At 57.0% G+C, this 20,208-nt stretch carries 18 protein-coding genes; 10 read left to right on the plus strand and 8 right to left on the minus strand.

All coding sequences use genetic code 11. The features are described from left to right. The first annotated feature begins 6 nt into the window (after nucleotides 1–6). Together AC1RL4_RS12605 and AC1RL4_RS12610 are read left to right on the plus strand one after the other, a co-directional pair. Nucleotides 7–2,097 (plus strand): YjbH domain-containing protein, encoded by a 2,091-nt coding sequence (locus AC1RL4_RS12605; protein WP_019581986.1) that lies wholly within the window; start codon nucleotides 7–9, stop codon nucleotides 2,095–2,097. Next, nucleotides 2,094–2,453, plus strand: a complete 360-nt coding sequence (locus AC1RL4_RS12610; protein WP_019581987.1) for a VanZ family protein — start codon at nucleotides 2,094–2,096, stop codon at nucleotides 2,451–2,453. Before AC1RL4_RS12605 ends, AC1RL4_RS12610 begins: the two co-directional genes overlap by 4 nt. A 415-nt stretch (nucleotides 2,454–2,868) precedes the next feature. Here the strand turns inward: AC1RL4_RS12610 and AC1RL4_RS12615 are convergent, their stop codons facing one another. The 5 genes from AC1RL4_RS12615 to AC1RL4_RS12635 all read right to left on the minus strand — a co-directional run bounded on the left by AC1RL4_RS12615 (nucleotide 2,869) and on the right by AC1RL4_RS12635 (nucleotide 7,978). After that, nucleotides 2,869–4,263, minus strand: a complete 1,395-nt coding sequence (locus AC1RL4_RS12615) for an undecaprenyl-phosphate glucose phosphotransferase (RefSeq protein WP_019581988.1) — start codon at nucleotides 4,261–4,263, stop codon at nucleotides 2,869–2,871. 492 nt (nucleotides 4,264–4,755) lie between these two features. Continuing rightward, nucleotides 4,756–5,424, minus strand: coding sequence for a winged helix-turn-helix domain-containing protein (locus AC1RL4_RS12620; protein ID WP_019581989.1), 669 nt, complete (start codon nucleotides 5,422–5,424; stop codon nucleotides 4,756–4,758). 38 nt (nucleotides 5,425–5,462) lie between these two features. Beyond that, the gene (locus AC1RL4_RS12625) at nucleotides 5,463–6,218 is read right to left on the minus strand and encodes an EAL domain-containing protein (RefSeq protein WP_019581990.1); all 756 of its coding nucleotides are present in this window, start codon (nucleotides 6,216–6,218) and stop codon (nucleotides 5,463–5,465) included. Between the two features lie 12 nt (nucleotides 6,219–6,230). Continuing rightward, on the minus strand, nucleotides 6,231–6,959 hold the full coding sequence (locus AC1RL4_RS12630) for a winged helix-turn-helix domain-containing protein (protein ID WP_019581991.1): 729 nt from the start codon (nucleotides 6,957–6,959) through the stop codon (nucleotides 6,231–6,233). Between the two features lie 605 nt (nucleotides 6,960–7,564). Next, nucleotides 7,565–7,978: a VOC family protein gene (locus tag AC1RL4_RS12635; RefSeq protein ID WP_019581992.1), complete on the minus strand. Its 414-nt coding sequence runs from the start codon at nucleotides 7,976–7,978 to the stop codon at nucleotides 7,565–7,567. A 246-nt stretch (nucleotides 7,979–8,224) separates the two neighbouring features. Between AC1RL4_RS12635 and AC1RL4_RS12640 the strand changes: the two genes are divergently transcribed. Next, the gene (locus AC1RL4_RS12640) at nucleotides 8,225–10,036 is read left to right on the plus strand and encodes an ABC transporter ATP-binding protein (RefSeq protein ID WP_019581993.1); all 1,812 of its coding nucleotides are present in this window, start codon (nucleotides 8,225–8,227) and stop codon (nucleotides 10,034–10,036) included. 21 nt (nucleotides 10,037–10,057) lie between these two features. Here AC1RL4_RS12640 and AC1RL4_RS12645 read toward each other — a convergent pair whose 3' ends face one another. Then, a complete protein-coding gene (locus AC1RL4_RS12645; protein ID WP_028939764.1) occupies nucleotides 10,058–11,275 on the minus strand; it encodes a YbfB/YjiJ family MFS transporter in 1,218 nt (405 codons plus the stop codon). Nucleotides 11,276–11,389: 114 nt separating this feature from the next. Here AC1RL4_RS12645 and AC1RL4_RS12650 point away from each other — a divergent pair, with 114 nt between their 5' ends. Then, the gene (locus AC1RL4_RS12650; RefSeq protein ID WP_019581995.1) at nucleotides 11,390–12,265 is read left to right on the plus strand and encodes a LysR family transcriptional regulator; all 876 of its coding nucleotides are present in this window, start codon (nucleotides 11,390–11,392) and stop codon (nucleotides 12,263–12,265) included. A 185-nt stretch (nucleotides 12,266–12,450) separates the two neighbouring features. Here the strand turns inward: AC1RL4_RS12650 and AC1RL4_RS12655 are convergent, their stop codons facing one another. Continuing rightward, nucleotides 12,451–12,966 carry a methylated-DNA--[protein]-cysteine S-methyltransferase gene (locus AC1RL4_RS12655; protein WP_096480759.1) on the minus strand — a complete coding sequence of 172 codons (516 nt, stop codon included), beginning with the start codon at nucleotides 12,964–12,966 and terminating at the stop codon, nucleotides 12,451–12,453. A gap of 152 nt (nucleotides 12,967–13,118) precedes the next feature. Here AC1RL4_RS12655 and ggt point away from each other — a divergent pair, with 152 nt between their 5' ends. Both ggt and AC1RL4_RS12665 read left to right on the plus strand, forming a co-directional pair. After that, nucleotides 13,119–14,846, plus strand: coding sequence for a gamma-glutamyltransferase (gene ggt / locus AC1RL4_RS12660; RefSeq protein WP_028939763.1), 1,728 nt, complete (start codon nucleotides 13,119–13,121; stop codon nucleotides 14,844–14,846). Between the two features lie 223 nt (nucleotides 14,847–15,069). Next, nucleotides 15,070–15,603 carry a cysteine hydrolase family protein gene (locus AC1RL4_RS12665; RefSeq protein ID WP_019581999.1) on the plus strand — a complete coding sequence of 178 codons (534 nt, stop codon included), beginning with the start codon at nucleotides 15,070–15,072 and terminating at the stop codon, nucleotides 15,601–15,603. Nucleotides 15,604–15,680: 77 nt separating this feature from the next. On the opposite strand, the gene AC1RL4_RS12670 is transcribed toward AC1RL4_RS12665, so the two are convergent. After that, complete coding sequence (locus AC1RL4_RS12670) at nucleotides 15,681–15,971, minus strand: DUF3630 family protein (RefSeq protein ID WP_019582000.1); 291 nt, start codon at nucleotides 15,969–15,971, stop codon at nucleotides 15,681–15,683. A gap of 130 nt (nucleotides 15,972–16,101) precedes the next feature. On the opposite strand from AC1RL4_RS12670, the gene AC1RL4_RS12675 reads away from it, so the two are divergent. The 4 genes from AC1RL4_RS12675 (at nucleotide 16,102) to AC1RL4_RS12690 (ending at nucleotide 20,066) form a co-directional block, all read left to right on the plus strand. Beyond that, nucleotides 16,102–17,133, plus strand: a complete 1,032-nt coding sequence (locus tag AC1RL4_RS12675) for a lysozyme inhibitor LprI family protein (RefSeq protein WP_356687164.1) — start codon at nucleotides 16,102–16,104, stop codon at nucleotides 17,131–17,133. 223 nt (nucleotides 17,134–17,356) lie between these two features. Then, entirely contained in the window at nucleotides 17,357–18,769 is a 1,413-nt protein-coding gene (locus tag AC1RL4_RS12680) for a purine-cytosine permease family protein (RefSeq protein ID WP_230172845.1), read from the plus strand. Between the two features lie 166 nt (nucleotides 18,770–18,935). After that, complete coding sequence (locus tag AC1RL4_RS12685) at nucleotides 18,936–19,589, plus strand: peroxiredoxin (RefSeq protein ID WP_018928249.1); 654 nt, start codon at nucleotides 18,936–18,938, stop codon at nucleotides 19,587–19,589. A 24-nt stretch (nucleotides 19,590–19,613) separates the two neighbouring features. Beyond that, nucleotides 19,614–20,066, plus strand: coding sequence for a GNAT family N-acetyltransferase (locus AC1RL4_RS12690; protein WP_018928248.1), 453 nt, complete (start codon nucleotides 19,614–19,616; stop codon nucleotides 20,064–20,066). Nucleotides 20,067–20,208 lie beyond the last annotated feature (142 nt).

Below are 20,208 nucleotides of genomic sequence, written 5' to 3' on the forward strand. Positions count from 1 at the left end.
TGCCCGTTGAAGTTACGTTTTGCTGCTGCATTGCTCCTGCCCTGCGGATTGGCTCACGGTGAACCGCGCTACACCCAGAGTGATTTTGGTGGCGTTGGTCTGTTACAGACCCCCACCGCGCGCATGGCCCCTGCGGGGGAGTTGAGCGTCACGGCCAGTCGTACCGACCCTTATTCGCGCTATAGTTTTTCCTTGCAGCCACTTGATTGGCTGGAGGGATCGTTTCGTTACACCGCAATCTCCAACCGCAGGTACGGCACCGAAGAATTGAGCGGTGATCAGAGCTTCAAAGACAAGGCCATCGACGTCAAGGCGCGGCTTTGGGAAGAAAGTCACTGGGCACCGCAGGTCGCCATCGGTGCGCGGGACATCGGTGGTACCGGGCTGTTTTCCAGCGAGTATTTCGTCGCCAACAAACGTTATGGCGACCTCGATTTCAGCCTGGGCATTGCCTGGGGTTATCTGGGTAATCGAGGGGATTTCAGTAACCCGCTTTCGGTTTTGGGCAGCCAGTTCAACGACCGCCCGCAGAGCACTGCAGTTGTCGCCAGGGCAGGGGACGTGAACACCAACGCTTACTTCAGGGGCCACCCTTCGTTGTTTGGCGGGATTGCCTATCAAACGCCCTGGGAACCACTGAGCCTGAAGATCGAATACGAGGGCAACGATTACAAGAATGAGCCACTGGACAACCCGCTCAAGCAAGACCTGCCGATCAACTTCGGTGTGGTCTACAAGCTGGCCGACAGCGTCGACCTGAGCGCCGGTTGGGAGCGTGGCAATACGGCGATGTTCGGCATCACCCTGCACACCAACTTTGTCAGCCGCAAGGCACCGGTGAAGACCTATGACCCTCCCGCCGAGCCTCTGCCGGCGCAGGCACCATCAACTCCGGCCGACCAGGTCAACTGGGCCGATGTCTCCAATCGGTTACAGCAAAATGCTGGCTATAAGGTCAAACGCATTACCCAGCGCGGTTCGGAGCTGATGGTGTATGGCGAGCAGTCTCGCTATTTTTATTCGGCCAAGGCTGTCGGGCGGGCCAGCCGGATTCTCGATAACAGCGTCAATCAGGACATCGATTGGTTCACCTTGGTGAATCAGCGTTATGACATGTCTATCGAAGAAACCAGCGTGCCGCGAGAAACCTTCCGCGCGGTGGTGAACAACGACCAGCCGCTGAAGGATCTACACCGTACGACCGAGGTCAATCCGGCGACTGCACACCGGGAAACCACGCTCTATACCCAGGCGCTGGAGCCGTTCAGCTATGGTTTGGGCCTGGGCTATAAACAGAACATCGGCGGCCCCAACGGCTTGCTCTATCAGTTCACCGCCGATGCCGACGCGGAGTACCGTTTCACCCGCAACACCTGGTGGAGCGGCTTGCTCAGCGCCAACCTGCTGAACAACTACGACAAGTTCACCTACGACGCACCGAGCGGGTTACCGCGAGTGCGCACCGATTTACGTCAGTACCTGACCACCTCCGATGTGACGATGCCGACGTTCCAGTTCAATCACGCGGCGCAGCTGGATCGGGACTGGTATGGCATGGTCTATGGCGGCTATCTGGAATCCATGTATGCCGGGGTCGGCAGCGAAGTGCTGTATCGACCTAACGGGAAACGCTGGTCGGTGGGCGCCGATCTGAATTTCGTGCGCCAGCGGGATTTTGATCAGGGCTTTGGCCTGCGCGATTACCAGACCATAACGGGTCATGTCACCAGCTATACTGAATTGCCCAATGACATGCTTGCAGCGGTCAGCGTCGGGCGTTACCTGGCACGGGACTGGGGCACCACCGTCGACTTGTCGCGTGAGTTCAAGAACGGCGTGAAGTTTGGCGGCTGGGTCACCCTGACCACTGCGTCGAAGGCGGAATATGGCGAGGGCAGCTTTGACAAAGGCATCTACATTTCCATCCCGTTCGACGAGTTGATGAGTACCTCGACCATGCGCCGTGCCAATATCGTCTGGGCGCCACTGACCCGTGATGGCGGTGCACGCCTGAACCGTTCCTACTCGTTGCAGACCATGACCGACGGACGCAACAGCGACCTGTTCTACAACAACTTCGAGAAAATTACCGAATGATCACGTGGCTTAAAGGCTTGGTCGAGTTGCCATTCTGGCTCCGGGGCTTGGTCTTTGCCGCGGTGACTATGATTCTGCTGTACGCAGGTTTGCGTCCTCAGCCGATCCCTGAGCTGTTCGTCGAAGAGGACAAGCTGCATCACTGGATCGGCTTTCTGGTATTTGCATGCAGTTGCCGTTTGGCTTTCCCCAATGTGAAGTTTACCTGGACAGCCTTGGGGTGTTTGCTCGCAGGCGTACTCATTGAGCTCGCGCAAGGTATGATGCCGCTGCGTACGGCCTCGCCCTACGACATGCTGGCAAATAGTATCGGCGTGTTAATGGGGTTATTGATTTCAAGGTACTGGGTACGTTGAAAAGGCGTTAGGCACCTGGCAGTTTGTCGGTATGTTGTAACCGTTGACCCTCGCTATATCCCCCCCTCCAGCAACACCTCTCTTGCCACTCCATCCGGCATATGTTCCGTAATGCAATCTGTAGCAGCTGCCGAGCCTGCGAGGCTGCGTTCGGCTGCGCAGCAGTCGTCAAACCAGAACTTGCGGTGCATCAGGCAAACCACGTCAGCCGGATTCACGACTGCTGCGCAGCCGAACGCAGCCTCGCAGGCTCGACAGCTGCTACGGGCGAACGCAGCCGTTGGCAGCTGCTACAAAACAGAGGGCGAATGGGGTGAGGCGGGGGAGAGAGGCTCGGGCAGTCAGAGATCTGACTGCCCGGACTGCGGCTCTGTTAGCCACAAGCTGAAGAACAGGCGGGGGGGAATCGCAGCGGTTAATAGATGTCCTTGGAAAAGAGCGTAAAGGGCGTCTTGATCAGGATCTTGATGTCGAGCCACAACGACCAGTTGTTGATGTAGTTGAGGTCGATCTCTACGCGCTTTTGCATCTTGTCGAGGGTCTCGGTTTCGCCACGGCAGCCACTGATCTGGGCCAGCCCGGTGATGCCCGGTTTGATTCGATGACGGGCCATGTATGCCTGGATTTTGCCGGTGTAGTAGTCGTTATGGGCAATCGCGTGCGGCCGCGGCCCGACCAGCGCCATATGGCCTTGCAGTACGTTGAAGAACTGTGGCAGTTCATCGATGGACGTGCGTCGAATGAAACGGCCAACCGGGGTAATGCGTGGGTCTTCACGGCCGGCCTGGCGGACTTGATGGTCGTCGTGCAGGCGCATGGAGCGGAATTTCCAGACCTTGATGATCTTGCCGTTCCAGCCGTGCCGTTCCTGTTTGAAAATGATCGGCCCCGGGGAGGAGATCTTCACTGCGACGGCGATCACCAGCAGCAGTGGACTGAAGGCGATCAGCGCCAGGGCGGCGAGGCCTCTGTCCAGCAGGGTCTTGCTCAGTGCCGCCGTCGGGTAGCTGGTCAGCGGGCTTTCATTGAGGTGGATGGCGGGCAGGCCATCCAGCTCGCTGACGGAATGATTGAGCAACGTCATGCTGCCCAGGTCGGGAACCCAGACCACATCGACATTCGAGTCGAGGAGGTCGATGTACAGCGCTTCGACCTGTTTGGCTTCGCTCAAGGGCAGCGCGATGTACAACCGCCGGACATCGTGCACCCGGATCAGCTCGCGCAGTTCCTGCAGCTGGCCCACGATCCGGTGGGTATTGACGTTGGTCGACAGCTCGTTGGGTTTTGAGCTGATCAGGCCGACCAGCGGTGGAAACTCGGTTTTGGCCAGTTTGTCCGCCAGATTCACCGCCAGTTGGTCGGTGCCGATGATCAGGGTGTTATTTTGGCTATGCAATTGCCGGTGGTAGTGTCTGGAAAAACTATGCAGAGGCAGGTACAGCAAGGCCTGCACGCAATAACCTGCCACAGCCCAGACCATGATGATCTCCCGGGAGAACAATTCGCTGGTCTTGCTGAGAAAGCCAATGCTGGTCATCCCGGCCAGCAGCAGCAGCCATCCCAGCAGCAAGCGTCCCAGGCCGGAGAGGTATCCATGTTGCTTGTGATAGACCAGCAGCAGGGAGTAAGAAGGGACCGAGCCCAGGAAAGTCAGCACGGCAAGCACACGATAATGAGCTTCGATTTCTCCTGTCTGGTACAACGCCAGAGCAAATAGCAACGCATTGACCGAAGTGATGGCAATTATCCATTGCCCCCAGAAGGTCAGTCCTTTGGATATGCTGTTTCGATTAATACGATTATGTACCATCGCGGTGTCCCTCGGGCGTGCGCCACGTTGTGTATCAGTCGACGGTTAATAAATGGCAGCCGCGCGCAAAGGCTGAGCGAGCGCAGTTCGGTCAGAAGTTATTTTTATTATTGGAAGGGAATAACGCGGGCTACGGCTGGCCATCCGAATGTTGTTTTCAAGTCAGCTGATACGGTTGTCTCAGTGTCCGGTTTTTATATTAGTATCTTAATCTTTGTGGGTGTCTGACGAATTATAACGGACACTACTTCCAGGGCCCATGTTATAAAAGGTCGTGCTCTTTCATTAGGAGGGCATCGCTAAATCGTCTATAAATTTACAGCATTCCGATAAACGCTTGCCCGCCATGTGGAGGGAACCGGGCAGGAACTATGGAGAGACAGATGTGCGAGGGACAGGCGGCGGGAAATACAAGGCGAGGTGGTTAGGCAGTCAAGCGGTATCGGGTGGGGCGGAAAATCGCATTTATTGTTATTGTTTTTGCGATCTCGCTCAGTAAGCGATTCTGATCCTTTGTGCCAGGCAATAACCACGGTTTCTGACCGAGCGAATCAGGCGTTCCCCGTTGGCGGCAGTCTTGAATTTTTTCTGCAGCCGGCTCAAGCACATTTCAAGGCCGCTGTAATTCTCCGGGTCTTTATCGATGCGTAGAATAAGATCGTTCTTGCTGAGTACCCGTCGATCACTGATGACCAGTTGGGTGAGCATTAACGATTCGGTGCTGGTCAATGGGATGGTTATATCTTCCTTGATTAATGTTCTGTCGTCGGCATTAAACCACCAGATGTCGGGGTTACCCTGCGACTCTTTAATCCGGCTGACTGCAGAGATGAACTCTTCGTCTGCCACCGGTTTCTTGAGAAAGCCATCAACCCCGAAATGCGAGAAGTGATGGAGTTCTGAATGTTCCGAGTTGGGAGTTATGAGTATGATTTCCGCATCTTTTTGATTCTTGCGGATAAAGCTGACATCGCTCAGCGAGATATCGGCCTGATCGAGCAGGATGTGCGTGAATCGACTCTTTCGGATGCGTTCGCTGCTGAGTTTGCCAGATTCGATTTCAAAAGATAAATACAGGCGTTGTGCGAGAAGCGATTCTATAGCTTGTCGTGCCAGTTGATCTCGGGTGAAAATTAGAAAGCTGTTGTTTGACGTATTCACAATAAGGCTCCTTCCTAGTTTGGTGAAATTTTTAAAGCTTAAATAACCTCGGTCGGAGAGTAATATCTCCCCTGGAAAAAATCGAAAGGCATGCTACGGGCCAGTGTGTGCAGTGCTTTGTGCTCGACCCGGTCCGCGATGAATCTGATCTTGCTGTCATGGATCATGCTGCTCAGGCAGTCGTAAGATCTGTTGAAAAAGTCCTGGCTGTTGTCGACCATGATGTCGAAATTGGATCGGGTCAGGTCTACTTTTATATAATCGAACAGCTTCGGGCTGATCAGTTTTTCAGCGCTGTCATCGCTTAAGTCATAGCCATCGAAAGCAATCTCGATCCCGTTGTCCTTCAATAAGTGAATGTGATTGATAATGGTTCTTTTTTCTTTGAGGTTGAACGAAAGGAGCGAACTGCCGTTAATGCTGGGGATTAACTGTTGTTCATGCTTCTTGAGTGTCGTTTGAGCGTCGTTCAGTTCTCGGATGAACGCTTTATCCAATAACGCGGATTGGTTCATGGTCACGAATAATTTATTGGGTGTCTGTACGGATGGGGACGACGTGACCTCGATCTGTGAAAGGGCATTTAATTGGATCCGCATCAGTACTTCACGATAAATCGCCAGCGGGTGATCGGGATGCAATGGCTGATACCCCTTGTTCAGAGGTGTCTGTTGTTTGGTCGCTTTGGCATAAATCTCACTGCCGAACAATTCATCGTTTCGCTTGAGAATTGATTGCCTGAAGAAAACCATGGCGAAGTTATCTTGCACGGTATATTGCCTGCTGGACTCCATCGTTTAGTCCCTTTAAGAATGAAAGTTTGCTTGCTTTACTGAAACGACCCCTCGAAGCAATCGATAGCCATAACCGCGAACACTATGAATGATGTTAATGCCGAAGTGCTTTTTGATTTTGTTTCGAAGGCGGCTTATGGATTTCTCCAGAACACGTGAGTCATAGAGCTTGATATTCAAACCCATGGATTCGGCCATGGAGTCATGGTGCAGGATATTACCTTCCGCATTAATAAGCGCATCCAGGGCTTTCATTTCCTGATAAGCCAGATCCAGTTTGAACTCATCGTTGTATAAGTGCAGGCATGTTTGGTCCAGGGTCAACTTAGTGGCGGACTGCCATTCAGGTGTTTCGAGCAACTCTGAAATTAACCTGGCTTTTTCATCCTGGTCGTTAGGTACATTGATACAATGATCGGCGCCGGCCAGGTAACATTCAATTTTGGTTTGCGGAGCGCGAAAATTGATTGCAACGATAATGGACAGTTCTGTTGGACTCGTACGTAATTTCTTGATGAGCGCCAGGCAGTCATTAAGAATGGAAGGGCTTTCAACGTCGATTAGTACGGCATCGTGGGCTTGAACTTCATTATCCGGGGTTAATGGGTTTGTGTAATCTAATGTATATATATGCGTGAGATTGGGTGCAAATAACAGTCGAAGTTTCTCCGCTGAGCGCCAAGTGCGCCCAATAGCGAGAATACCCCTCTGGCTATTTTCGATTTTGCTCTCAGTACTCATCGTGCAAATTACTCATATGTGCTGGCGTTGCAATCTTAATACACAAAATACTGAAATTATCTGACTTTTTATAACATTTTGGGCTTGTCAACAGGTGCCATTCTATCGCCAGTAGTTTCAGTTGATTCAATGACATAGCCAACTGTGGAGGCTTTAGCCAATTTGATTTTCTGATATCCGAATTAGTTGGTGAGCGCCTTTGCGTCGGACTAGGCCCTCTAGGTTGACTTTTCTATGATCAACACTGACGCGTGGCTGATCCGCGGATTGGGCTACAGAACGAGGCATCACTGAGAAGTCTTGCGTATAAATTGTGCGGAAGTCCGCATTTTTGATATCTGGAGTTGATTTATAAGGATATTCCACGGTGTTCTATGGCAGTTTAGGTGCGCGCTCGAAAGGCACCAGTTCAACTGTTGCCTCTTTTTAGGGCGAATGAGAGCGGGGGGGACATATTAATTGACTCCTTTTGCGTTGTATTCGTAATATTTTATGTCAAGAGCTGATTTTTTGAACGATGTAGTTGTTCCGTCTGGTTATTGAATAAAAAAAGCTAAAATTGATATCAAGGGGCCATTATACTTAAGTATTAGTCTTGGGGCCCATCATCGGTCCTTTTCGCAATTAATCATCCATGACACGCCAAACCGATCGACCAGCATCCCGAAGCGTGCCGCCCAGAACGTCGTCTCCAATGGCATTTGAATACTCCCGCCTTGCGCCAATGCCGCAAACACTCGCTTTGCCTCAACCACGCTGTCGACATTCAACGACACCGAACAACCGCTCATGCCGGCGCTGGGGCGATCGGGTGTGGTATCCGACCCCATGATCGACTGATCCCCGACCAACAGGCGCGTATGAATGATCAGGTTGTGGCAGTCCGCTGGCACATGGTCGCGAGCCGGAGTTTCGCCGAAGGTCATCATGACTTCGATCTGGCCAGGCAGGCTTTTGGCGTAGAAATTGAAGGCATCCTGGCAGTCGCCGTTGAAGATCAGGTAGGGGTTGATTTTCATGTTCTGCTCCCGGTGATGGAATGGGGCACATTGGTTGGACGTTCAGGTTCGTCTACCAATCCCGATAGGCATTGACTCCTCATAGCAAAGCGCTAAAACGTAGTGCGCAACGATACTTTTTTAGATGTTTTTCCTATGGACGAGGCGAGGCTTATCGCCTCATATCCACGTAAGTGGGCGTTGCTCATTCCGCATACCGTATGACCTGCCGCGCCCCTCTACATCCGCCACCGAGCCCATTGCCCTATGCCTGTCCTTACCCGTTTCGCCTCTTTGCTCGACCAAGCGAGGCGTGCCTTGCTGCTGGTCTGGGGAACATCACGCGGGCTGTTCCTGGGGTTGGTGCTGGCGACACTGATTGCCGGGGTGCTGCCTGCATTGGCGGCCTGGTTGGGGCAGCGGATTGTCGACGCGGTCGTTACCGCCATGCAGTTGCACGCGCAACAGGGCAGCGCGCCGTTGTGGCCGGTCGTGCGCTATGTGTTGTTTGAAGCGGGCGTGCTTGCGTTGCTGTCCGGGACGCAGCGCGCGTTGTCGGTGCAGCAGTCGTTGTTGCGGGTGCAGTTGGGGCAGAAGGTTAACACGATGATTCTGGAGAAGGCCCAGACGTTATCGTTGGTGCAATTCGAGAATTCCGAGTTCTACGACAAGCTGGTTCGGGTTCGGCGCGAGGCATCGACCCGGCCGTTGGCGCTGGTGATGAAGTCGCTGGGGCTGATCCAGAACCTCATCGTGTTGATCAGCTTCGGTGTGTTGCTGGTGCATTTTTCGCCTTGGGCGCTGGTGTTGCTGGTGGTCGGGGCGTTGCCGGTGTTCTTTGCCGAAGCGCACTTTTCCGGGGATGCCTTTCGGCTGTTCACGCGCCGGGCACCGGAGAGTCGGCAGCAGAACTACATCGAGACACTGCTCTCCCATGAGGGCTACATCAAAGAGGTGAAGCTGTTCGGCTTCGCGCCGCTGTTGTTGCAGCGTTATCGGGACACGTTTGCTCGTCTCTACGCCGAAGACCGGCGCCTGACATTGCGTCGCGATGGCTGGGGATTTGTGCTGGGACTGCTGGGCACCGCGGCGTTTTATCTGGCCTATGCGTGGGTCGTGGTCGATACCGTTCACGGCAGCATCAGCCTCGGGCAAATGACCATGTACCTGGTGCTGTTCAAGCAGGGGCAGACGGCGGTGAGCAGCAGCTTGAGCGCGATCAGCGGTCTCTATGAAGATGGCCTTTACCTGTCGAGCCTCTATGAGTATTTGGCTGAGCCGGTGGTGGCCGATGCCGGAAGCCTTACCGTGGGTGCGGTGCCCGGCGATGGGTTGCGTTTCGAGAGTGTCGGTTTTCGTTATCCGGGGGCGAGCCGCGCTGCTTTGCAGGGCATCGATCTGCACCTGTTGCCCGGACACAGTGTTGCGCTGGTGGGGGAAAACGGCTCGGGCAAAACCACGCTGATCAAGTTGCTGACGCGGCTGTATCGCCCTGATCAGGGCCGCATTCTGTTGGATGGCAGTGATTTGCAGGCCTGGGAAGAAGAGGCGCTGAGACGGCGCATCGGCGTGATCTTCCAGGACTACATTCGCTACCAGTTCTCCGTCGGCGAGAACATTGGTGTCGGCGACACCCTGGCTTTCAACGATGAAACCCGTTGGCAGCAAGCGGCCGCCGAGGGTATGGCTGCGCCCTTCATCGAGCGTCTGGATCGTGGTTATGCCACGCAGTTAGGGCGATGGTTTGCCGGTGGGCAAGAGCTGTCCGGTGGGCAATGGCAAAAGATTGCCTTGTCTCGCGCTTACATGCGCCGCGACGCCGATATCCTGATTCTGGATGAACCGACCTCAGCCCTGGACCCGGCGGCGGAGGCTGCGGTGTTCGAGCATTTCAGCCAACACACTGAAGGGCGCATGACGTTGCTGATATCTCACCGCTTCTCCAGCGTACGCAATGCCGACCACATCATCGTGCTGGACCAGGGCGCGATCCTTGAGCGGGGTGATCACGACAGCCTGGTCGCGGCGGGTGGGCGTTATGCGCAGTTGTTCAACGTGCAGGCGCGTGGTTATCGATAGCCGCAAACTTGTGTTGCGCGATCATGAACAACTCATCGGCATCATCCGGTCCTTTAGCTTCAACAAGCGCAAGGCCTGTTCCAGCACGAGCGCGACGACGATGGCCCCGGCCGCGATGACGAACAGTAACCCGTGATGACCGCCGCTGGCGTTGAACAGCGCCGAGTAGGCAAACCCGGCGATGGCCTGAAAGGTTGCGAATGAAACCGTGGCGCGGCTCCAGGCCACTTGCTGTTGATGGTGTTGCGGTACCAGCTCATGCACCCGGGCCAGCGCCAGCGGCACGATGCCCGGCGGGAACGAACCGAGGATCACTGCCAGCAGGGCCAGGGCGGTGAACGAACTCGATATAGCCAGCAGGCCGACGGCAATCGCCTGCACCACCAGTACCAGGCGGATGCTCAGCTTCGCCCCCAGTTGATCGGCCAGAAAGCCATAACTCACCGGCCCGACTATCGCGCCCAGGCCGTACATCACCCAGATCAGTGCACCGACATGGGGCCCGGCACCGAGGCCGCGCGCCACGTAATCCACCAGAAACACCATGGCTGGCACCAGCCCGGCAGCCATGAACGCGTACTGTGCAAACAGCAGATAAAGGTTGGGATCAAACGGCGATTTGGTGTGCTGAGCGTGCGGTGCAGCCGTTTCATTGGCAACGGATGACGGCCAGCCAAACCAGCTGGCGGCGGTCAGAATCAAGGCCAAGGCGCCGAGCCCAAGCCAAGTGTTCTGTAAGCCAAGGCTCAGCAGCGGCGGAACGAGGGTGCCTGAGCCGGCAATCCCCAAGCCGATGCCCAGGAAAATCGCACCGCTGGCCAGGCCTCGGCGCGAGGCGGGCACATGGGGCAACACGGTCGCCGCCACCAGCACCATGATCGCGCCACCGGCAATCCCCGACAGCAATCGCCAACCGAAGAACCAGCTCACCGATAACGGAAAGGCACAGGCAAAAAACGCCAGTGTCACCGCCAGCATCATCAGCCGCAAAGCGGTTTTGTTGGATGTGCGACGGGCCAGCGGATGGCCGAGCAGTGCGCCGATCAAGTAGCCCACCAGATTGGCGGCGCCGAGGTACACCACGTCGCTGGCGGAAAACCACTGGGCCTGAATCAACGATGGTATCAACGGCGTGTAGGCAAAACGCGCCAGACCAATACTGACCAGGCTGGCGCAGAGACCGGCGAAGATCGGCAGCCAGATCGCGCTGCGCCCAGTGTCGAGGGATGTGCTGTGCATGGGAGCGGTCCTGTGAATTTGTGCTTGGCCTCAAGCATATCGAGGAACGCTGGTGCAATATTGCAGCGATTTCGCGCTACGATGATGCGTATATGCATCGCTGCAGGAAACGCTATGAATTGGGATGATGCGCGAGTGTTTTTGGCGGTATGTCGAGAATCGACCTTACGCGGTGCAGCGCGGGTGCTGAAGGTCGATCAAGCGACCGTCGGCCGGCGTATCGCCGCGCTGGAAAAATCGTTGAATGCGACTTTGTTTCTGCGCACCTCCGAGGGCTATGCGCTGACAGCGGTCGGCGAAGCGGCGTTGCAATCCGTGGAAAAGATGGAGCACTCGGCATTTGAGCTGGAGCGGCAGATTCAGGGCCTCGACGAACGATTGATCGGCAATGTGCGCGTCAGCACTACCGATTCTCTGGCCATCGATTTTCTGATCCCGGCCATCGCTCGTTTGCATGCAGTGCACCCCGACGTGCGAGTGCAGTTGGACGCCTCCACGCAAATCCTCAGCCTGGCCAAGCGTGAAGCCGACATCGCCGTGCGCAACACCCGGCCGGACAACCCCGACCTGATCGCCCGGCGCATCGCGCGCTGGCCGGTGGGGCTGTTCGCCTCGCGAAGTTATGTCGAGGCCAACGGCATGCCGCAACCGGGCTCGGCCTTCGAGGGGCATGATCTGGTGGTGTATCAGCCGTACTTGCAGGGCAACAAGAACATGACCCTGGTCTCGGAACCCCTGAGCCGTGGGCGGATTGTCGCCAGCCTGAGTTCCAGCCTGCTGGTGCGTCGTTCGATTGCCGCAGGTCTCGGGGTGGGGGAGATCCCGGTGTACATGGGCGAGCGCGATGGGCTGGTCAGGCTCTGGCCGGAACGCACACGTCCGCTGCCGTATGAAGTGTGGCTGGTGACCCATGCGGACCTGCGCCACACCGCGCGGGTGCGGGCGGTGATTGAGCAGATTGTCGAGGCGTTTGCACTGGAGAATGAATAAGTCAGGTTGTTCGTGTCGGTCGGGCCGCGCGGATTATTGTGGCGAGGGGGCTTGCCCCCGTTCGGCTGCGCAGCAGTCGCCAAGCCTGTGAATGCGGTATGCCTGATTTACCGTGGTGATCGGGTTTAGGGCCGCTTCGCAGCCCAACGGGGGCAAGCCCCCTCGCCACAAGAGAGCCCATTCAGTCAAAACAAATCACCCATCCTGCCGGCCCCCGACCATTCACAGCCCTCCAGCGTCAGCAACCGCTCTTTGGCCTCAAGCCCCCCGGCAAACCCCGTCAATTTCCCCGACGCCCCAATCACCCGATGACACGGCGCGACAATCGATATCGGATTTTTGCCGTTGGCCGCACCCACCGCCCGAACCGCGCTGGGATTGCCGATCTGCCGGGCTATCTCGCTGTAGCTGCGCGTCTCGCCAAACGGAATCGTCAGCAATGCCTGCCACACCTGCTTCTGAAAGTCCGTCCCGGCAAAGTCCAGTTCCAGCTCGAAATGATTACGCGTGCCGGCAAAGTATTCCCGCAACTGCTGTGCGGCGCGTATCAGGATCGGGTTGTCCGCCGCTTCACTCATCGGCCCCAGTCTTACCCGACCTGGTTTGTCGTTTTCCCAGAGGATGGCCGCCAGACGCGTGCCTTTCGCGACCAGCTTCAACTCGCCGACCGGCGACGCCAGGGTGGTAAATGTGTAGGTCATGCCGGCGGACTCCGCACACGTGCTGAACAGGGGCCCAGCATACTGCCTCGCCGGGGAGGCGCAATACGCAATAGCAGCCATACTTGCCAACTGCTTTTGAACCGTTCCCTCTGTTTTTCCACAGAGCCTAAAAACAAAAAAGAGACCGACCCATGAAGTTTGAACCTTTTGCCAAATCGCTCATGGCGACCTCATTGGCGCTGAGCTGTCTGATGGCTCATGCGGCCTCCGTTGCACCGGTCGCGGCCGAAAATGGCATGGTCGTCACCGCCCAACATCTGGCCAGTCACGTCGGCGTCGATGTCCTCAAGAATGGCGGCAACGCCGTCGATGCAGCGGTTGCGGTGGGTTATGCGCTGGCGGTGGTGTACCCCGCTGCAGGCAACCTGGGCGGCGGCGGTTTCATGACGATTCAATTGGCGGACGGGCGCAAGACCTTCCTCGACTTCCGTGAAAAAGCGCCGCTGGCCGCCACGGCCGACATGTACCTCGACAAGCAGGGCAACGTCATCCCTGATCTCAGCACCCGCGGCCACTTGGCCGTCGGCGTGCCAGGCACCGTGTCTGGCATGGAGCTGGCGCTGAAGAAATTCGGCACCAAACCTCGCAAGGAAGTGATCGCCCCGGCGATCAAACTTGCCGAAGACGGTTTTGTGCTGGAGCAGGGCGATGTCGATTTGCTGGAGTACGCCACAGACGTCTTCAAGAAAGACATGCGCGACTCGGGCTCGATCTTCCTGAGCAATGGCGAGCCGATGCAGGTCGGGCAGAAACTCGTGCAAAAAGACTTGAGCAAAACCCTGCGGGAAATTTCCGAGAAGGGCGCCGACGGTTTCTATAAAGGCTGGGTGGCCGACGCTATTGTCACCTCCAGCCAGGCCAACAAGGGCATCATCACCCAGGCCGACCTCGACAAATACCAGACCCGCGAACTGGCACCCATCGAGTGCGACTACCGCGGCTACCACGTGGTCTCGGCGCCGCCGCCAAGCTCCGGCGGTGTGGTGATCTGCGAGATCATGAACATCCTCGACGGCTACCCGATGAAAGACCTCGGCTACCGCTCGGCCCAGGCCATGCACTACCAGATCGAAGCGATGCGCCACGCGTATGTGGACCGCAACAGCTACCTCGGCGACCCGGACTTCGTGAAAAATCCGATCGCCCATTTGCTGGATAAAAACTACGCGACCAAAATCCGCGCCGCCATCGATCCGCAAAAGGCCGGCGTGTCCCGCGAGCTCAAACCTGGCGTAGCGCCCCACGAAGGCAGTAACACCACCCATTACTCGATCGTCGACAAATGGGGCAACGCGGTATCGGTGACCTACACCCTCAACGACTGGTTCGGCGCCGGCGTGATGGCGAGCAAAACCGGGGTCATCCTCAATGATGAAATGGACGACTTCACCTCGAAAATCGGCGTGCCGAACATGTACGGCCTTGTACAAGGGGAGGCCAACGCCATCGCCCCCGGCAAGGCACCGCTGTCGTCCATGAGCCCGACCATCGTCACCAAGGATGGCAAAGTCGTCATGGTCGTCGGCACCCCCGGTGGCAGTCGCATCATCACCGCAACCCTGCTGACCATGCTCAACGTGATCGACTACGGCATGAACATCCAGGAAGCGGTGGATGCGCCGCGTTTCCATCAGCAATGGCTGCCGGAAGAAACCAACCTGGAGAACTTCGCCACCAGCCCGGACACCAAGAAGATGCTCGAAAGTTGGGGCCACAAGTTTGCCGGCCCGCAGGACCCCAACCATATTGCAGCTATTCTGGTAGGTGCGCCTTCGCTGGAAGGCAAACCCGTGGGCAAGAACCGGTTCTATGGGGCGAACGACCCACGGCGCAATACCGGGCTGTCGCTCGGTTACTGAAACAGGCGATCATCGGCCACCCCGACTCCCTGGGTGGCCTCGATCCCGGGTAGCAGTCGTAAAGTCGGTTAGCCACGTTCATTCGGGCAACCGCATTCGCTGATATGGCGAGCGCTGCGCGCTCGAACGCAGCCTCGCAAGCTCGACAGCTGCTACACCGGCTACATAGGCTAGAAGGGAGTTGAAATCCATCGTTCCAGCGACCTGTCTAAGGAAGGAAGCCATGAGCACCGCACTCCTGATCATCGATGTCCAACGCGCGCTGTGCACCGGCGAGTATGAATGCTTCGACATACAGCGCGTCATCGACACCATCAACGGCCTCAGCACCAAAGCCCGAACCGCCAATATTCCGGTCATCCTGATCCAGCACGAAGAAGAGGGCGACCTGCTGCAATACGGCGCCGAAGGCTGGCAACTGGCCGAGGGCCTGAAGACCTCACCCCAAGACCTGCGCGTGCGCAAGACCACCCCGGATTCGTTCTACCAGACCCACCTGCATGAACATCTGCAAGAGCTGGACGTCGACCGCCTGATTATCTGCGGCCTGCAAAGCGACTACTGCGTCAACGCCACGGTCCGCGAGGCATTATCGCGAGGCTATGACGTGGTGCTGGCGTCCGATGCTCATTCCACAATCGACAATGGCACGATGAGCGCCGAAGACATCATCAACGAACACAACAAGGATCTGGCGCATCTGACCGGTTCCGTGGCGCGGATCGATGTCGTGCCGGCCAGCGAAATCAATATCTGAAAGCATCGGTGGTTACTGGATGTATTTCCCTCTCGCTTCAAATGAAACGGGCGCCGATCATGGCGCCCGTTTTTTGTTCAATCCGTCTGTAGCCGCCGCACCACCGCCTGAAAACGCTCCGACGCAATCCAGTCCGGATCCGCGTCCTCCACCAGCAGCATGATCCCCAGGTAGTGTTCCAGATGCAGCGTAATCGTCTGCCCCTCGACGGCCAGGTCCCAATAACGCTGGTCCAACCCATTGATCTGTGCCGTCCAGGTCCCGCCCAGCCCTCGTGCCAATTCACTGGCGATGCGATTGAACAGATCCCGGTCGGATGTCTGCGAGAGATAAATTTCCCGCGGTGGTGGAGGCGACGGATCAGTCATGTTTTGCTCCTGGAGAATGAACGTGACTTTACGCTTCCTGCGAGATTTGTGGCGAGCGAGCTATACCAAAACAAGCGCCTTTTCACGTTTGTCTCGGCATACTGGCGCGCTCAAAGAATGGAATCTACCCATGCCCCCGACCTTGTTCTGCTCTAACGCTCGCCGCGCTTTACTGCTGGGGTTTCTCGCATTCTCTGCCGCAGCCCATGCCAGTAGCTTCGATTGCACCAGCGCCGCCAGCTCCAGTGAAAAAGCCATTTGCGCCGACGCTTACACGTCGAAGCTGGATCAAAAACTGGGAGCGGTCTGGCGCTCGACGCTGGAAAAAGTCACCGCCCCTGAAGCGTTAAAAGCAGACCAGCGTCAGTGGTTGAAACAACGTAATCGCTGCGCAGACCAAATCGATTGCCTGCGCCAGCAGTACCTGATGCGCATCACTGAACTCGAGCACGCGGCCATTCCGTTTACCTGGGACGCCACTTGGCAGCGTATTCCCTGGGGCGTTTCGACGGGAGCCGAGTTGAAGACAAAGCGCCGGGATTCGACTCATCTCGTCTTCGAAGTTTCTGCCGCGAGCGGCGCCAACTCTGGCGACCTGGATGGCATCGCCAAACTCGACGGCACTCAGGCGCATTACGTCGAAGGTGCATGCGCGTTGACCTTCCAAGCCATCAACGGCGTGCTTGATGTCACCCAGGACGGCGCCGATGCCGATTGTGGTGCTGGCATGGGCGTGTTCTATGCGGGGCGCTATATCGCGTCGGAACAGCCCTTGGTTCTGGACAACGATTTACTGAGTCTGGGGTTGGCGCGTACACAGGAAGAAGACGATGCATTGCGGCAATTGCTCAAGGACGATTACCAGACGCTGGTGGACAGCAGCAGTTCCAGGCTGATCGGCGATGAGTCGAATGACCTGCCGGGCGCCGAAGTGACTGAAATGTGGGTACGCGGGCTGGGCAATACCAACGCCGCCATCCTCATGCGTACAGCGGACGTTCGATTTTGGCTAGTGCTGCTGGTGTTCGATGAGCAGAACAATTCCCGAGCCCGTTACTACACCAACGCGTCGGATTGGAAAGGCCGCTTACCCGATGTGCTGCAGCATTGGTATGACGAGCGAACGAAAGGGCAGGTGATGCCGTTGGATCTGATGCCTTAATGCAATCTCGTTGGCGACCGCGCTAATGCGACGCTGCCGAGTAGTTATGTCTAGACTCGGTTGTTGGCTCGATAGAAGTGGGCGGTAACTGAACAACAGAAATAAAAGCACGCCCAATGCCGGTGAGTTAAGAAATTTGAGCGACGAAAGCCTCGCTCCCACAGGTTCTGCACTTTGGCTCACTGGCATTAGCGTCTACCTCAATAAGAAGAGAACACAAAAAATGACCAAGGTCAGCGATACCCAGCAGCGAAGTCCCTTGATCGAGACACGCTCGATCGATTACATCCCCGAGGCGGAGCGTCATGGCAGCCTCTACAGCCAGTTCACCCTGTGGCTCGGCGCCAATCTGCAGATCACGGCGATTGTGACTGGCGCGCTGGCCGTGGTGCTGGGTGGCGATGTGTTCTGGTCACTCATTGGTTTGCTGATCGGCCAGTTGCTCGGCGGCGCGGTGGTGGCACTGCACGCTGCACAAGGACCCAAGCTCGGGCTGCCGCAGATGATCTCCAGTCGTGTGCAGTTCGGGGTCTATGGGGCGGCGATTCCGATTGTGCTGGTGTGCCTGATGTACCTCGGCTTCAGCGCCACCGGCGCGGTACTGTCGGGGCAGGCGATTGCCCAGTTGGTCCATGTCAGCGACAGCGCCGGCATCCTGATTTTCGCCTCCTGCATCGCGTTTCTGACCCTCTTCGGTTATCGGGTCATCCATCTGGTGGGCAGGGTGGCGAGCGTGCTGGGCATCATCGCCTTCGTCTATCTGTTTACCCGGTTGATGACGCTCAACGACATCGGTCTGTTGCTGGAAAACCGCCATTTCGGCTGGAGTACTTTCTTGCTGGCGGTGTCTCTTTCCGCATCCTGGCAGATTGCGTTCGGCCCTTATGTGGCCGACTACTCACGCTACCTGCCGAGCAAGACCTCGTCCTGGAAGACGTTCACTGCCGTAGGCCTGGGGACGGTGGTGGGGGCCCAGGCTTCCATGGTGCTGGGAGTGTTCGCCGCTGCGTTGGCGGGCGCAAATTTTCGTGGACATGAGGTCGCCACCATCGTCGGGTTGGGCAGTACCGGGGTGATGGCCTCCCTGCTGTACTTGAGCGTGGTGTTCGGCAAGGTCACGGTGTCGACCCTCAACGCTTATGGCAGCTTCATGTGCGTGGCCACCATCATCAGTGGCTTTCGTCGTGGCTTCGAAATATCCGCCGGTAAACGCATGCTGTTTGTGCTGGTGATTGTCGGCGCGTCCACCACGCTCGCGCTGCTGGGGCAGTACTCGTTCCTGAGCACGTTCAAGTACTTCATCCTCTTTCTGCTGACGTTCTTCACGCCGTGGAGCGCGATCAACCTGGTGGATTACTACTTCATCAACAAGGAGCGCTATGACATTCCGGCGTTGTCCGACCCGGCGGGGCGTTATGGCCGTTGGAATGTGTTGGGGATCAGCGTGTATGTGCTCGGTGTGTTGGTCCAGCTGCCTTTTGTCGACACTCACTTCTACTCCGGACCAATGGTCGCGCAGCTCGGTGGTGTCGATATTTCCTGGATCGTCGGGCTGGTGGTGCCGGGCATGCTCTATTACTGGCTGGCCAGGACATCTGCGCTTGCGGTGTCGGTCGAGCGCAGTTCGCAGGCTTGAATGCCCGGTCATCAAAGGGGGCAGGGGGCGCGGGGCTAACTACCGGGTCCTCGAGCGTCTCCTATACTGATCCGCGTTGACGATTTAACACAGACACCGAATGCCGCCGGAACAGCAGCCAGCGCTCCGGCGACTTCCCTACGACTCAACAGTAAGGAGAACGAACATGGCAATCCGTATTGGCGACGAAGCACCGGACTTTACCGCTGAAAGCACTGAAGGCCCGTTGCATTTCCATGAGTGGATCGGTGACAAGTGGGCGATTCTGTTCTCGCACCCCAAGGATTTCACCCCGGTGTGCACCACTGAACTTGGCTACATGGCGGGGCTCAAGCCAGAGTTCGATAAGCGCAACACCAAAATTGTCGGGCTCAGTGTCGACCCTGTCAGTAACCATAAGACCTGGGCCAAAGACATCGAAGAGACCCAGGGGCATGCGGTCAACTACCCCATGATCGGCGACGAGAACCTGGTGGTGGCGAAGCTCTACGACATGATTCATCCGAATGCCAGTGGCGGCGCACGGACTGCCGTGGACAACGCCACGGTGCGTTCTGTGTTCATCATCGGCCCGGACAAAAAGGTCAAGGCGATGCTGATCTACCCGATGAGTGCCGGGCGCAACTTCGATGAAGTGCTGCGTCTGCTCGATTCTCTGCAACTGAACGCCAAGCACACCGTTGCCACGCCGGTGAACTGGCGTCCGGGCGAGGACGTCATCATTCCCACTTCGGTCTCCGATGAGGACGCCAGGAAGAAATACCCGGATGGCTTCAAGACGCTGAAACCTTATTTGCGCACCGTGGCGCAACCGAAGTAACTCATCTGTTCGGAGACCACCCACATGGCCGTCCAGGTCCTGCGCGTTGATGCAACCCACATCGATAAAGTCGCCAGCCTCTTCGACGCCTATCGAGGCTTTTACGGCCAGCCCTCGAACCTGATGCAGTCTCGCGCTTTCATCGCAGAGCGCATCGCCAGGGACGAATCGGTGATTTTCTTCGCCGAGGACTCCACGGGCGAAGCGCTCGGCTTTGTCCAGTTATACCCGACGTTCTCCTCCATCGACGCCCACCGCACCTGGCTGCTCAACGACCTCTTCACCACACCTGCCGCCCGCGGCAGAGGGGTAGGGACGTTGCTGATGAACACCGCCCGAGCCTTTGCGCTGTTGACCGGCGCCAAGGGCATGGTGCTGGAAACGGCCACGGACAATCACCTTGCGCAACGGTTGTATGAGTCATTGGGCTATGTGCGCGATACGGGTTACTACACCTACTGTCTCGACTTGAAGTAGGCGCAAACTTGTGGAAGCGAGCCTGTGTGGCGAGGGGGCTTGCCCCCGTTCGGCTGCGCAGCAGTCGTAAAACCGTTGCATGCGGTGTACCTGATATACCGCGATCGCAGGTTTTGGGGCCGCTTCGCAACCCAACGGGGGC

This window comes from Pseudomonas sp. GW822-FHT07A10 (genome assembly GCF_058798795.1).

Bases quoted from the DNA above. Each gene is read 5' to 3' on its own strand.
- AC1RL4_RS12630 (WP_019581991.1), bottom strand. From the start codon at position 6,959: ATGAGTACTGAGAGCAAAATCGAAAATAGCCAGAGGGGTATTCTCGCT.
- AC1RL4_RS12655 (WP_096480759.1), bottom strand. From the start codon at position 12,966: ATGACCTACACATTTACCACCCTGGCGTCGCCGGTCGGCGAGTTGAAG.
- AC1RL4_RS12650 (WP_019581995.1), top strand. From the start codon at position 11,390: ATGAATTGGGATGATGCGCGAGTGTTTTTGGCGGTATGTCGAGAATCG.
- AC1RL4_RS12625 (WP_019581990.1), bottom strand. From the start codon at position 6,218: ATGGAGTCCAGCAGGCAATATACCGTGCAAGATAACTTCGCCATGGTT.
- AC1RL4_RS12640 (WP_019581993.1), top strand. From the start codon at position 8,225: ATGCCTGTCCTTACCCGTTTCGCCTCTTTGCTCGACCAAGCGAGGCGT.
- ggt (WP_028939763.1), top strand. From the start codon at position 13,119: ATGAAGTTTGAACCTTTTGCCAAATCGCTCATGGCGACCTCATTGGCG.
- AC1RL4_RS12615 (WP_019581988.1), bottom strand. From the start codon at position 4,263: ATGGTACATAATCGTATTAATCGAAACAGCATATCCAAAGGACTGACC.
- AC1RL4_RS12665 (WP_019581999.1), top strand. From the start codon at position 15,070: ATGAGCACCGCACTCCTGATCATCGATGTCCAACGCGCGCTGTGCACC.
- AC1RL4_RS12690 (WP_018928248.1), top strand. From the start codon at position 19,614: ATGGCCGTCCAGGTCCTGCGCGTTGATGCAACCCACATCGATAAAGTC.
- AC1RL4_RS12670 (WP_019582000.1), bottom strand. From the start codon at position 15,971: ATGACTGATCCGTCGCCTCCACCACCGCGGGAAATTTATCTCTCGCAG.
- AC1RL4_RS12645 (WP_028939764.1), bottom strand. From the start codon at position 11,275: ATGCACAGCACATCCCTCGACACTGGGCGCAGCGCGATCTGGCTGCCG.
- AC1RL4_RS12675 (WP_356687164.1), top strand. From the start codon at position 16,102: ATGCCCCCGACCTTGTTCTGCTCTAACGCTCGCCGCGCTTTACTGCTG.
- AC1RL4_RS12610 (WP_019581987.1), top strand. From the start codon at position 2,094: ATGATCACGTGGCTTAAAGGCTTGGTCGAGTTGCCATTCTGGCTCCGG.
- AC1RL4_RS12685 (WP_018928249.1), top strand. From the start codon at position 18,936: ATGGCAATCCGTATTGGCGACGAAGCACCGGACTTTACCGCTGAAAGC.
- AC1RL4_RS12635 (WP_019581992.1), bottom strand. From the start codon at position 7,978: ATGAAAATCAACCCCTACCTGATCTTCAACGGCGACTGCCAGGATGCC.
- AC1RL4_RS12680 (WP_230172845.1), top strand. From the start codon at position 17,357: ATGACCAAGGTCAGCGATACCCAGCAGCGAAGTCCCTTGATCGAGACA.